The sequence below is a fragment of the Vibrio sp. R12-SW3-ISO1 genome (assembly GCF_059834005.1).
Genome location: NZ_JCBDGK010000038.1, coordinates 151339 through 164992, shown reverse-complemented (window position 1 = coordinate 164992; position 13654 = coordinate 151339). Strand labels below are relative to the sequence as shown.

12 protein-coding genes are annotated in these 13654 nt (G+C 48.2%); 2 read left to right on the top strand and 10 right to left on the bottom strand.

The features are described from left to right. Positions 1–43 precede the first annotated feature (43 nt). From AC6R0R_RS09765 to vcdP, 7 genes are all read right to left on the bottom strand, one after another. On the bottom strand, positions 44–1294 hold the full coding sequence (locus AC6R0R_RS09765) for a glutamate-5-semialdehyde dehydrogenase (RefSeq protein WP_500626543.1): 1251 nt from the start codon (positions 1292–1294) through the stop codon (positions 44–46). Between the two features lie 19 nt (positions 1295–1313). Next, positions 1314–2447, bottom strand: coding sequence for a glutamate 5-kinase (proB, locus tag AC6R0R_RS09760; protein ID WP_500626542.1), 1134 nt, complete (start codon positions 2445–2447; stop codon positions 1314–1316). A 137-nt stretch (positions 2448–2584) separates the two neighbouring features. Further along, the gene (crl, locus tag AC6R0R_RS09755) at positions 2585–2974 is read right to left on the bottom strand and encodes a sigma factor-binding protein Crl (protein WP_500626541.1); all 390 of its coding nucleotides are present in this window, start codon (positions 2972–2974) and stop codon (positions 2585–2587) included. Between the two features lie 105 nt (positions 2975–3079). Continuing rightward, a complete protein-coding gene (gene frsA, locus AC6R0R_RS09750) occupies positions 3080–4327 on the bottom strand; it encodes an esterase FrsA (RefSeq protein WP_487901287.1) in 1248 nt (415 codons plus the stop codon). A 121-nt stretch (positions 4328–4448) separates the two neighbouring features. Beyond that, a complete protein-coding gene (gene gpt, locus AC6R0R_RS09745) occupies positions 4449–4913 on the bottom strand; it encodes a xanthine phosphoribosyltransferase (protein ID WP_334554424.1) in 465 nt (154 codons plus the stop codon). 214 nt (positions 4914–5127) lie between these two features. Next, a complete protein-coding gene (locus tag AC6R0R_RS09740) occupies positions 5128–6420 on the bottom strand; it encodes an NCS2 family permease (RefSeq protein ID WP_487901289.1) in 1293 nt (430 codons plus the stop codon). 455 nt (positions 6421–6875) lie between these two features. Then, complete coding sequence (vcdP, locus tag AC6R0R_RS09735; protein ID WP_500626601.1) at positions 6876–6962, bottom strand: small protein VcdP; 87 nt, start codon at positions 6960–6962, stop codon at positions 6876–6878. A 448-nt stretch (positions 6963–7410) separates the two neighbouring features. Between vcdP and AC6R0R_RS09730 the strand changes: the two genes are divergently transcribed. Together AC6R0R_RS09730 and rimK are read left to right on the top strand one after the other, a co-directional pair. Beyond that, entirely contained in the window at positions 7411–8883 is a 1473-nt protein-coding gene (locus AC6R0R_RS09730; RefSeq protein WP_500626540.1) for an aminoacyl-histidine dipeptidase, read from the top strand. Positions 8884–9207: 324 nt separating this feature from the next. Further along, complete coding sequence (gene rimK, locus AC6R0R_RS09725; protein ID WP_487901292.1) at positions 9208–10113, top strand: 30S ribosomal protein S6--L-glutamate ligase; 906 nt, start codon at positions 9208–9210, stop codon at positions 10111–10113. Positions 10114–10155: 42 nt separating this feature from the next. Here rimK and AC6R0R_RS09720 read toward each other — a convergent pair whose 3' ends face one another. From AC6R0R_RS09720 to dinB, 3 genes are all read right to left on the bottom strand, one after another. Beyond that, a complete protein-coding gene (locus AC6R0R_RS09720) occupies positions 10156–11517 on the bottom strand; it encodes a sodium-dependent transporter (RefSeq protein WP_500626539.1) in 1362 nt (453 codons plus the stop codon). Positions 11518–11686: 169 nt separating this feature from the next. Then, positions 11687–12430: a DUF2884 family protein gene (locus AC6R0R_RS09715; RefSeq protein WP_500626600.1), complete on the bottom strand. Its 744-nt coding sequence runs from the start codon at positions 12428–12430 to the stop codon at positions 11687–11689. Between the two features lie 73 nt (positions 12431–12503). Next, positions 12504–13556 carry a DNA polymerase IV gene (gene dinB, locus AC6R0R_RS09710; RefSeq protein ID WP_500626538.1) on the bottom strand — a complete coding sequence of 351 codons (1053 nt, stop codon included), beginning with the start codon at positions 13554–13556 and terminating at the stop codon, positions 12504–12506. Positions 13557–13654: the final 98 nt, after the last annotated feature.

The window sequence follows — 13654 nt, the reverse complement described above, 5'->3', positions numbered from 1 at the left end:
GGGGCAAACTTGCCCCTTTTTCAAATGGTGTCTGGTGAAAGTGTTAACTGCGCGGCAAGTAGTTCGCTTTACCGACCCATTTGTAGCTGGTGAGCTCTTCTAGACCCATAGGACCGCGTGCGTGCAATTTCTGGGTCGACACAGCAACTTCAGCACCAAGGCCAAACTGCGCACCATCAGTAAATCGCGTCGCTGCGTTGACATACACCGCCGCCGAACCCACTGAGTTAATGAAACGCTCTGAATTTTCCAAGCTGTTGGTCATGATCGCATCGGAGTGGCTCGCGTTGTGAACACGCATATGGTCAATCGCCTCATTGACATCCGCCACCACTTTCACGCCTAAGGTGTAACTCAACCATTCAGTGTCAAAGTCGCCCTCTTTCGCGTCGCGAAGATCGCGTGCGCCCGCCATCAAGGCTTTCGCTTTAGGTTCTGCGACAAACGCGACACTCTCGTTCATGCGCTCAACAATCATAGGCAGAAAACGTTCCGCGACCGCTTGATGTACCAATAAGGTGTCTAGCGAGTTACATGCTGATGGACGCTGTACTTTGGAGTTTTCCACCACATCGAGCGATTTTGCTAGATCGGCACTTTCATCAACAAAAATGTGGCTAATGCCAAATCCGCCGATGATGACAGGAATCGTACTGTTCTCTTTACACATTTTGTGTAAACCTGCGCCGCCTCTTGGAATGATCATATCGACGTAATCATCCAGTTTGAGTAGCTGAGAGACCCATTCGCGATCTGGATTTTCAATGTACTGAACCGACGCCGCAGGCAACCCGGCTTTGGCCAGTGCAGATTGGATGACCTTCACCAACTCCATATTGGAGTAAAACGTCTCTTTACCCCCACGCAAAATACTCGCATTGCCGGTTTTTAAACACAGCGCAGCAATATCGATAGTGACATTAGGGCGCGCTTCATAAATCACACCGACTACACCGAGCGGCACACGACGGCGAGAGAGAGACATGCCATTCTCTAGCACCTTGCTGTCTATCTCACTGCCAACAGGATCATTGAGGGTGATCACATTGCGCACATCATTGGCAATACCGCTCAAGCGCTCAGGATTGAGCAGCAGACGGTCAAGCAGGGCATCGGTCAACCCCGCTTCTCGGCCCAGTTCGATGTCCTTAGCATTGGCAGCAAGAATAAGGTCTGCATTAGCTTCCAATTCATCAGCGATGATCGCTAGGGCTTGGTTCTTCTGTTTCGTTGATGCGGTGGCAAGTTGAAAAGCAGCGTCTTTTGCTGCCTTGCCCATTGAAATAAGTTTCACTCTCGGCTCCTTCGTCTGATTATTCTTGGATAACGACCATATCGTCGCGGTGCAGCACTTCACTACCGTAGTCGTAACCGAGGATAGCGATAATATCTTTACTGTGCTTGCCGATAATTTTGGCCATGTCTTGGCTAGAGTAGCTAGCGATACCTCGCGCGACTAGCTGCCCGTCGGGTGCGGTCACTTGAACCACCTCACCACGAGCAAACTCGCCAGTCACCGCTGTGACGCCTTTAGCCAATAAGCTGCTGCCGTTTTTGATCACGGCACGCACCGCCCCATCATCAATCGTGATGGTACCTGATGCCGCAGGGCCTGCAAGAATCCAACGTTTACGGTTTTCCAGCGCTTCCTCGCATGGCAAAAAGCGCGTGCCTTGCGGCGCTTCACTTAACGAATCAAAGATCACATCTGGCGCGCTACCTGCGGCGATGATGACTTCAATCCCAGCGCGGCGTGCGATATCAGCCGCTTGTAGCTTGGTCGCCATGCCGCCCGTCCCTAAGGTTGTGCCACTGCCGCCGGCGATTTTACGTAGCGTATCGTCGATGGTTTTCACTTCTTTGATCAACTCTGCTGAGGGATCTTTGCGTGGGTCAGCGGTAAACAGACCTTTTTGGTCCGTCAGCAGCAACAGTTTGTCTGCGCCGCAAAGAATGCCAACCAAGGCCGATAAATTATCGTTGTCGCCCACTTTGATTTCACTGGTGGCGACGGCATCGTTCTCATTCACAATAGGAATGATGTCGTTATCAACTAGGGCATTGATGGTGTCGCGCGCGTTGAGAAAACGCTCTCTGTCTTCGAGGTCAGCGCGCGTGAGCAGCATTTGACCAATCTTAATGCCGTAAATGCCAAACAAGGCTTCCCAAGTTTGAATCAACTGACTTTGACCAACCGCCGCCAGCAACTGCTTGCTGGCCATCGCATTGGGGAGTGCGGGATAACCTAAGTGCTCTCGACCTGCGGCAATCGCGCCCGATGAGACCATGACCACTGAGTGGCCTTGCTTTTTAAGTTCTGCACATTGACGCGCAAGCTCAACCATATGAGCCCGATCAAGCGCCAAAGTCCCACCAGTGAGTACACTGGTCCCAAGTTTCACTACCACGGTTTTTGGTGATGCGGCAGCGGTGCGTTGCTGATTCATGACACTTCTACTTTGAATGAGAAATAAGGATGGTTAAAAAACTGACCTGTTGTTTTAGCAATCAAATCCGCTTTTCACAAGTAGAAAAGGCGCGATAACGCGCCTTTTTACTAGGATTCAATGTCAATCAATGAAATTTAGACAAATTCGACCGATTGCTGATGCATTTTTACTTCGAGTTCAAACTCCGTTGACAAGGTTTCAATCAATTTTTGATGAAACGCTTCTTGGGTTTTGGTGACATCTTCCACGGCCTTTTTCGGCAAGGGTTCGTCTCGCCATTCACCACTGACATCATAAAGACCAGTACGGTAACGCGCTTCGTAATAGCCGTCGACTAAGCTAAGCTCAAGCCACCAGCCCCAAAACTCGCGCTTTTCAGGGGATTTCTTGTCGTTGACACACACAGACAGGCAATCAAATAGATACGCCCCTTCCGAGCTCTGTACTTCTCGCAGATAGGGACCAATAGCACGCAGTGTGGTTAACAAGCGAAAATGCGTCGGGGTCTTTTTTTCTCCAGTCATAGTGAATCTCCATATTCATTATTATCTGTTGGCTGGAACACGGTGTGACGGACACTTTAGATGCGGTACGTCATTACTTTAGTGTCGTCTAAAAAACCCACAATGTCATCTAATTAGCTCATCTTCTAGCCACTTGATCGCTAAATCGAGGGATTGCTCATATCCTTGTGTAATTGTCTTAGCACTGATTTGCTTCGCTTTGCCGTATTGGCTGTACAAGGCGACTAATCGGTTGTCACTAAAGGGAGAAACAGGATCTCGCTCTAAGTTCATCGCCAAAATAGGCACCTTGGTTTTACGCCCACCTAAGATACCTTGCACCTTCAACGACCATGCCATCAGTTGAATCGCTAAGCTGTTGATATCGACAATATTCTTCCCAATGCGCGATGCCAACACGTCCAGATACATCTTGGGCATCTGCTTGATTTTATCCGGAGACGATAAGATGTCATGAATCGGCGCCCCTAGCGTTACGCACGCCTTGATCTTCTCTTGCTCCATAAATGACAAACGCACCATGGCATTGCCACCAAAACGAAACCCGATTAAACCCACTCGGTGATGATCAACCCAAGGAATATCAACCAGTTGATTTAGCACGGCCTGATGTAGGCAAGAGCTATCATGCGTCAGATTCCAATGGGTGTTGTGACCCATAGATGGCAAATCGATAGTGAGCATCGCGATGCCTTTTTTGGCTAGATGATCGCGAAATAGACGCCACATATCCGTTTGTAGACTATCGAGACCTGCGCTCACCATCACCACAGGTTGTGGCTCATCAGTACGAGTTAAGTGAAGGTGGGCGACGATTTTTTTATTTTGATGCGGGATCTCTAGCCGTTTGACAGTATACTTAGTCTGTTTCGCTGCTTCCTCATAAGCATTGCCCGCCAACACTTGCGCCTGAGCGGCGAGCGTATCGTTTTTGAGGTGCGGATAACCAGCGATACTGTAACAAAGTGAGGCGTTAAAGAGCTCATCAGCCGCTTCTTCACCTTTGAGTTGTTGCGCGCGCTTTTGATGCAGCATACCCAACTTTGTCCACTCGAAGTTCCAGTTCCCGCTGTGATAGCCCATCACAGTATCTAGCCACTCATCATGGGTACGCGAGTGCTTTGAGGAGGCCATCGCCGCTAATACGCCTTCGATTTCGATAGGTTGTAGCCCTTGCCATGTCCATTGCAGGCGGCGTAAGTTGCGATACCATTTGTAGCCGTCTTCGACCCGTTTTTCATCCAGCAGTGCCTGACTTGATGGCATGTAGGCAATCAACTCCGACGTCTCTTTGGCTTTTTTATCTTTGGCAAACAGCGTCTCAGACAGGTTTTTGCTTACTTCTTCCGACATCACATTACTCGTGTATTCGTTCGATTCTTTCATAGTAATAAAAAAAATGACCCAAGAAAGGGTCATTTATCAAGATTCTTTATTGAAATCGCCAATGCATTCACCCAAGAGTGAAAAAGCATTACTTTTGTTTGCGATTGATCGGTTCGATGTATTGAATCGACATATCCCATGGTTGCTCAATCCAAGTCTCTTGAGCGATATCCACCACGTAGTCATCTAAAAGTTCAGCGCCTGATGGTTTCGCGCACACGGCGATCAATTTCGCTTTCGGGTACAAGTCACGAAGCTTGCGTGCTGTGTCACCACTGTCGACCAGATCTTCAACGATAAGGTAACCTTCACCGTCACCTTCAGGTGCTTTCAATACGCTCATATCACGTTGGTGATCGTGATCGTAGCTTGAAATACAGATGGTATCCACGTAACGAATACCGAGTTCACGCGCTAAAATAGCACCCGGTACTAAACCGCCACGGCTCACAGCCCAAATCCCTTTCCATTGCTCGGCAGGCATCTGCTTTTCTGCAAGTTCACGACAGTACGCGTGCATCTGATCCCAAGTGATGATGAATTTTTTACTCATTGTAATAACCTAATAGTTTTGTCCAATCGGCATCCCCTGAAAAACAAGCTAAGTTGATACAACCTACAGCTTGATGCACCAGGCCAAATAGGGGAAAAGCTACGCAAACGATTATTTTACCGGAAGCGGCGGCCAATACCAATGGCGAATTATATTCTCTATAAAACAACGCCACAGCGAAAGCGCTGTGGCGTTGTTGATTCAATGCTTGTTATTAACCAGCGAAGACGTACTTCAGTAAGAAGACTGCCGACAGTACCCAAACGCTCACAGACACGTCGCGTCCTTTACCACTCAGTAGCTTAATTGCAGCGTAAGAGATAAAGCCCAGTGCAATACCTTCTGCGATTGAGTAAGTCAGTGGCATCAGCAGACACGTCACCACAACCGGTGCCGCTTCTGTTAGATCACGCCAATCGATGCTGACCAAGCCAGACATCATTAGAATCGCCACGTAGAACAGTGCGCCAGCGGTCGCGTATGGAGGAATCATGCCTGCCAAAGGCGAGAAGAACAGTGCCAACAAGAACAGAACGCCAACAACCACCGCCGTTAAACCAGTACGACCGCCTGCCGCAACCCCTGCCGTAGACTCTACGTAAGACGTAGTGCTTGAGGTACCAAGTACCGCGCCCACTGACGTTGCGGTTGAGTCTGCCAATAGTGCTTTGTTCAAACGTGGTAGTTTGCCGTCTTCTTTAATGAAGTTCGCCTTAGTCGCGACACCCACCAGCGTACCCGCCGTGTCAAAGAGATCAACAAACAAGAAGGCAAAGACCACTGAGATCATGCCCACTTCAAACACGTCAGCAATGTTCATTTCCATAAAGGTCGGCGCAATGCTTGGTGGTGTCGACATCACACCGCCCCACTGCACATCACCCACCAATAGACCAAGTGCGGTGATAATAAGGATCGCGATCATCACAGCGCCACGAACACCGCGGTACACCAAACCGATGGTCAAGAAAAAGCCCAAGGCAGCCAAGGCTGGTGCTAGGTTTGTGATGTGGCCCAAGCCGACCAAGGTCGCTGGATTATCAACGACGATACCTGAGTTTTGTAGGCCGATAAACGCAAGGAATAGACCAATACCCGCAGAGATACCCGTGCGCAGCGACAATGGGATGGAGTTGATGATCCACTCACGGATTTTGAATACCGAAAGCGCCATGAAGATCAAACCAGAGATAAACACCGCACCGAGCGCGACTTGCCATGAGTGGCCCATACCCAAAACAACGCCATAAGTGAAAAACGCGTTGAGGCCCATACCTGGCGCCAATGCAATCGGGTAGTTAGCGACAAAGCCCATGATAAAACAGCCAATCGCAGCGGCTAAACAGGTCGCAACAAAGACAGCGCCCTTGTCCATCCCTGCATCGGCCAGCATCGCTGGGTTGACAAAAATGATGTAAGCCATTGTCAGGAATGTGGTCACACCGGCAATGATCTCAGTTTTGACATTCGTGCCATTTTCACTGAGTTTGAACAGTTTTTCGAACATGATCGAATCCTAAAAGGGTAAAAAGTAAACGGTTGCGTAATCGATTGGCGGAATTATAAAGTCATCAAATAGTAAATTCCAGATAGAATTATGACTCTAATCAATATTTCGGGTTGTAAATGGCCAACCTATCGCTATAAAAGAGCCACAAACAAAACAAAAACAAAGAAAATTCATAAAGATAGAAAGAAAAGACATCATCATTCAGACGGTGAACTTTTGTACCATGTTGTAAACTTTCAAATCCAGAACGGCAGTTTGTAACCTGAGTAACACGTGCTTATGTGCATAATATGCAGAGAATGGCATTAATAAGGAGAAATCGGTGAGTTGGTGGATAAAAAAACGCCACTCAAAATGAGTGGCGGTTGAATCATGTCAGCGAAAACGGCGCTGCAAATATATTCCAATATTAGGGGGTGAACATAACGTTCGAGATAAACAAGCTTTCAGTGTTAGTAACCAAAGCTAGTGGGGTAAGTAAAGCTTCCTGTATAAACAGATTTGTTTAGCCAGAACGCTGCACTTGGTAAACCTTTCATAACATCACCTTCTAAATCAATTAAACACATTACAATGATTGATTTCTCAGTTCCTTGGAGGCGATAACTCGGACTCATCCTTTGAGCGTTTTTACTTCGCTGCCGAAGTGGTTACAAATATACCTTATAGAAATTAAATTACAACACCTAAAGTGATAAAAGTCACAAAAAATTGCGATTACTGATTCAAATTAAACCGCAACTGTAATTTAATTACATAAAAATCACTAGCATCTAAGTTAATCTGTCAGATTGATAATCACATCATTGAATATCCCGTCGATAGAGAGGTAGGCACTTTTCGCTGCAGTTTGCATCAACTCACTTGGGTATCGATCTTGAGAGTGCTATTCTGACCAACATCAAATCGGCAAGTTTGGATGTTTGTGCTACTCATCATTTGGTGCATAAGACAATATTTGCCATCTCTCATTATAAGGAGTTATCCGTGTCTGAGTTCCATTCTGAAATTAGCAGCTTGTCACCAGCGCCTTTGTGGCAGTTTTTCGACAAGATTTGCTCCATTCCTCACCCATCGAAACACGAAGAAGCCCTAGCGCAAATGATCATTGATTGGGCGACCGATCAAGGCCTAGAAGTCAAACGCGATCCAACCGGCAACGTCTTCATCAAAAAACCGGCGACCAAAGGGATGGAGAATAAAAAAGGTGTGGTTCTGCAGGCGCACATTGATATGGTGCCGCAGAAAAACGAAGATACGGATCATGATTTTACCCAAGACCCGATCCAACCTTATATTGATGGTGAGTGGGTCACCGCCAAAGGCACAACCTTGGGTGCGGACAACGGCATTGGTATGGCGTCTTGTCTCGCGGTATTGGCGTCCAATGACATTAAACACGGGCCACTAGAAGTGCTGCTGACGATTGATGAAGAAGCAGGCATGACTGGCGCATTTGGTCTTGAAGCGGGTTGGTTAGAAGGCGACATTCTGCTCAATACCGATTCTGAGCAAGAGGGTGAAGTGTACATGGGTTGTGCCGGTGGTATCGACGGTGAAATGACGTTCGAGATCCAACGCGAAGCTCTGCCTGCGGGCTATGTGACCCGACAGCTTATTCTTAAAGGCTTAAAAGGCGGACACTCAGGCTGTGATATCCACACTGGACGCGGTAATGCCAACAAACTCCTCGCTCGATTCCTAGCAGGTCACGCAAGCGAACTGGATTTGCGCCTGATTGAATTCCGTGGTGGTAGCCTGCGCAATGCAATTCCACGCGAAGCGTTTGTTACGGTCGCCGTCCCTGCTGAAAACGAAGCCAAGCTTGCCGAGCTTTATCAGTTCTACACACAACTGCTTATCAACGAGCTAGGCAAAGTGGAAACAAGCCTTGTCACGTTTAACGAAGTGAGTGACAGCCAGGAAGATGTGTTGTCTATTAACGATCAACAACGTTTTATCGCCGCTTTGAACGCTTGCCCGAATAGCGTGATTCGTATGAGTGACGACATTGAAGGAGTGGTCGAGACCTCATTAAACGTTGGTGTCATTACCACAGAAAAAGAAGCCATTCACGTTCTCTGCTTAGTTCGCTCTTTGATTGACTCGGGTCGCCAACAAGTTGAAGGCATGCTCACCTCCGTGGCTGAGCTTGCTGGTGCTAAGATCGCTTTCTCTGGCGCCTACCCTGGCTGGAAACCGGATGCGGATTCAGAGATCATGGCCATCTTCCGCGACATGTATGAAGGCATTTACGGTCACAAGCCGAACATCATGGTGATTCACGCCGGTCTAGAGTGTGGTCTATTTAAAGAACCTTACCCAAATATGGATATGGTCTCTTTTGGTCCTACCATTAAGTTCCCTCACTCACCAGATGAAAAGGTTAAGATTGATACCGTGGCGCTCTTTTGGGAGCAAATGGTCGCCCTGCTGGAAGCGATTCCTGAGAAGTCATAGTCTTTCATCTAAACATGGTATTGCTGTACTAGCCGAGCTCTTGCTCGGCTTTTTTGTGACTCAAAATCGCCGCACGGATTGGGCTATCATCGAGCGATAATATTTGTGGTGACGACAATTAATTTTTGTTAGCCAAGCCATTTACCCCACTGCTAAGGTTCGCGTCCTTACAGCGCTGAGGCGTCATTATCGCCACTTTTTCGCGCTGACTCTTTATCTTAAAAGTCACAGGTGCTAGCTCTGGCATCTGAGTTTCTATTGTTTTGTTTGCACTCATTCGGAGACCATCGCCGGATGAGTATTGCCCTATTAGGAAATTACAGCATGAAAATCGGTGTTCTGTCTCGTAACGCTAAACTTTACTCGACCAAGCGTTTAATCGAGGCAGCAAAAGAACGCGGCCACGAAGTGAAGGTTATTGACGCTCTACGTTGTTACATGAATATCAACTCAGACAAACCTGAAATTCATTTCAAAGGCGAAGAGCTGTCAGGGTTTGATGCCATCATTCCTCGTATTGGCGCCTCGGTGACGTTCTATGGCACCGCTGTGTTGCGTCAATTTGAGATGATGGGTGTCTATCCGGTCAACGAGTCCGTGGCGATCACCCGCTCTAGAGATAAGCTTCGTTCCATGCAGTTACTTTCTCGTAAAGGCATCGGTATGCCGATCACCGGTTTTGCCAGCAAACCAGATGATGTGAAAGATTTGTTGGAGATGGTCGGCGGTGCCCCTGTTGTGATCAAGCTTCTAGAAGGAACACAAGGTATTGGCGTAGTGCTTGCTGAAACACGAAAAGCAGCCGAAAGTGTGATTGAAGCGTTTATGGGCTTAAAGGCCAACATCATGGTCCAAGAGTACATTAAAGAAGCCGGCGGCGCCGATATTCGCTGTTTTGTGATTGGCGACAAGGTGATCGCCGCGATGAAGCGTCAAGGGGCGGAAGGCGAATTTCGCTCAAATCTGCATCGAGGCGGTAGCGCATCACTCGTCAAAATCACCCCGCAAGAGCGCCGTACTGCGGTTGCTGCGGCCAAAATCATGGGTCTTAACGTCGCTGGCGTGGATTTGTTGCGCTCAGAACGTGGGCCACTGGTGATGGAAGTGAACTCATCTCCTGGTCTTGAAGGTATTGAAGCCGCAACAGGTAAAGACATTGCAGGGATGATCATCGACTTTATTGAAAAAAATGCGGCGATAAAAGGGACAAAAACACGAGGTCGTGGCTAGTTGAAGGGTTGAAGAGTGCCAGTCAGGCACTCTTCAAGCTTTTTAAAACGACGCCCAGATCACCGTCGCGACAAGCAGCGGGCAGACAAATTTGACATACACTGGCCATACTTTGCCAAACCACCCCAGGCTAAACTCTGGATACCCTTGCTCTAGCTCGCGAACTTTCCCTTTACGACTCCAAACCCAGCCACCAAACAGACAGAACATTAACGCCGCCATCGGCTGCAGATACTGCGTGGCGATCATCGCGACTAAGCCAAATAAGGCAGAGAAGTGATACACCACAACTACACTGACTAACGCTATCGCGCCGCCTAACCACCAACTGGTCGCCGTTCTTCCCGTACCGAAACGTTCGCCGACTAAGGCAACGGGGCACTCAAGCATCGAGATTGAGGAGGTCAACGCGGCAATGGTCAGCAACAAGAAAAACACCACAGCAAAGAGTTGCCCAAGAAGCCCTAAGCTTTCAAACATCAACGGCAGTACCCTAAACACCAAGGTATCCGAGCTGAGTAATGAGCCATCTTCAGCGTAGATCTGAACACCTTTTTGCATCGCCACAAACATGGCAGGCAATACCACCAATCCCGCAATAAAAGCGACAGCGGTGTCAACCAAGGTAACGTTCATGGCCATCTTTGGCAGGTTCTCTTTTTTACTCAGGTAAGAGCCATAGATCAGCATGGAACATCCCCCTATGGTTAGCGAGAAGAAACCTTGCCCCATCGCTGCTAAAATCAGCTTACGATCCATGATCTTAGCGAAATCTGGCACCAAATAGTGTTTGAGACCTTCCATTGCGCCCGCTTGGGTCATGATGTAGATAAACAGCAAAGCGAAGAGCAAAAACAACGCAGGCATGAGCCGAGTCGACCATTTCTCGATGCCCTGTTTAACACCACCTTGAACAATCAAAATGGTCAGCACATAGAAGATCACAGTGCCCAATAGGTTACGCTCGATGCTAAAGCCTTTGAACCATGCACTCAGGGCGTCGAGCCCTGCCAGATCACACACCGCCGCGAACAAGAAGCAAATCAACCACCCGCCAACGATGCTGTAAAAAGCGAGCACAGCACACGGGACACTCAGACCAACCCAACCGACCATGGAGCCGATGTTTTTTGCCATAGGGTGAGAATGAAGTGAGCGCATACTATCAATGGGGTTTGCTTGACCATGACGACCAATTGCCATTTCAACCACTAGCATCGGAAAGGCGACGACAAAGATCATGATCAGATAGACCAATAGAAATGCCCCGCCACCGTTGCTTGCCGCTTGGGTTGGAAAACCCCAAATATTCCCTAACCCCACAGCCGCACCAGCCGCTGCGAGAATGAATCCTAAACGTGAACCAAAGTGCTCACGAGCTTGTACGTTGTCTGTTTGTGACATACCACTTTGCACCATTGAACTAGTTTACTGGTACAATATAGATAAACACTGGCCATTTCAATTGCTGGACTACATTTCTCTAGCTTAGTGACATAGAAAACAAAGAAGATGCTAGTAAAGGTAATTTTACAAGCATCTTCATTATTATTAGAAAAGATAAAAAGTAGGGTTAGATGGTAAAGACCGGATAGTTTTTTAACTCTGGGATCTGTTGATGCAGCTGCTGCTCTTGCTCGACCATCTCTTCTAATGAATCACACAATGCATCGCCTTTTTTCTGCAACTGAGCTCCATGCTCATCCAACCGAGCCGCAATACGCTCTTTCAGTTCGGCCATGGTTTCCGCCATTTCGGTGAGGTTAATCGCGCCTTCGGCGGTCATCTTCGCCTGAAGCGCAGCAAAACTGCTGGTAATAAACTCTTGGTTAAATAGTGCTTTGGCCTTCTCAAAATCTTCTGCCCAGGTTTGCGCCATTTCACGAAAGCTTTGCGCCGGCAAAATAAGATCACCGTCGTTGTAATATCTCGATTCCATATCCTCATAGAAGGCTCGCAGTGATGCTTTGACCCCCTCAAAGGCGTCGGGTGTATCAAAGCTATCGGCAATATCATCAATAATATCGTCCGCTAACGCTAAGCCATCTTGGGCTAACTGCTTTGCTTTAGGCACGTAGCTATTGAGGTTTTGTTTATATTCTTCAATGGCTTTTTTCTGCTCGGCGCTGAGCGGTACGCGCTCGCCGTGAATGGTCAATTCGTTATTCCCATCCACCACCGCACTGTCACCGCTGGTTTGATGGATCTCTAGCTGACGTTCATTGAGGTGAATCTCATTTTGCAGCCCAATATGGCATTGAGCCGCGAGCGTAGGTGCCGAAGCACTGAGTGCCAATGCCAATACGATTTTTCTCATCATGATTTACCTATGTCCTTTTTGCTGACGCTAGCAGGGTTTTGTCAGTGTTGTGCTACCCCTGTGTCAACATTTAGAAGAAACTCAGCTGCTTGGTTTGCTCTTCAGGCTTCAACATCACGCTTAATCCAAGCAAGCGAATCTCCCGGCCTTGTTGTCTGGTTAATATATCACTAAGCAATTGCTTAAAATACGCCAACTCCAATTGATTGTGTCCATGCTCGATGGTGGTGAGTTGGAAATCGGCGAACTTCATTTTGATGCCCTGTTTGATGATCTCTTTATCCGGTGACACTCTTTCTAAGCGCCGTTCCAGCTCTGGGAAGAGTCGCTCTTCAATCACTTGCCAGCATTGATCATAGCTGTGAATATTATGACTGAACGTGCGCTCCACACCCACAGACTTTCGCTCTCGCTCTGTCACGACTTCACGTGCATCAATCCCCTGGCTCTTGTTCCACAAGGACGCCCCGAGGCGCCCAAAACGGCGCAACAGTTCACGATAATCGCTGTTTTTTATGTCCTCGCAAACATAAAAGCCCGCTTGATGCAGCTTCTCTAAACTTACCTTGCCGACACCGGGGATTTTCCCTAACGGCAAACTGTCCACGACGCGTTGTACATCCTGCGGTGGGATCACACACTGGCCATTCGGCTTATTGATGTCTGAGGCTACCTTGGCGAGAAACTTCACAGGCGCAATCCCGGCTGAGGCGGTCAAATTGAGCTCCTGATGGATATCCTGTCGAATCGCTTGCGCAATTAGGGTAGCGCTGCCATGGCAGTGCGGGGAGTGCGTCACATCAAGGTAAGCTTCATCCAAAGACAGAGGTTCGATGAGCGGCGTATAGCGCGCGAAAATCTCTCGGATCTGCGCTGAGACCTCTTTGTAAACTTGCATCCGACCGGGTACAACCAATAGATGCGGGCAAAGCTTCAGTGCCTGTGCGGTTGGCATTGCACTGCGAACGCCGAACTGGCGCGCTTCGTAGTTGCACGTGCTGATCACTCCACGTTGCTTTTCGCTGCCTCCGACGGCCAGAGGACGCCCACGATAAGCAGGGTGATCACGCATCTCGACCGCAGCGAAGAAGCAATCCATATCGATGTGAATGATCTTCCTCATCGCCTTTTTAACTCAGAAACTGTATATCCAAACAGTATAATTTATCTTCCCATAACCACAAAGCCTAATTTTGGTTTGAGATTTGTTAAAAGATTCGC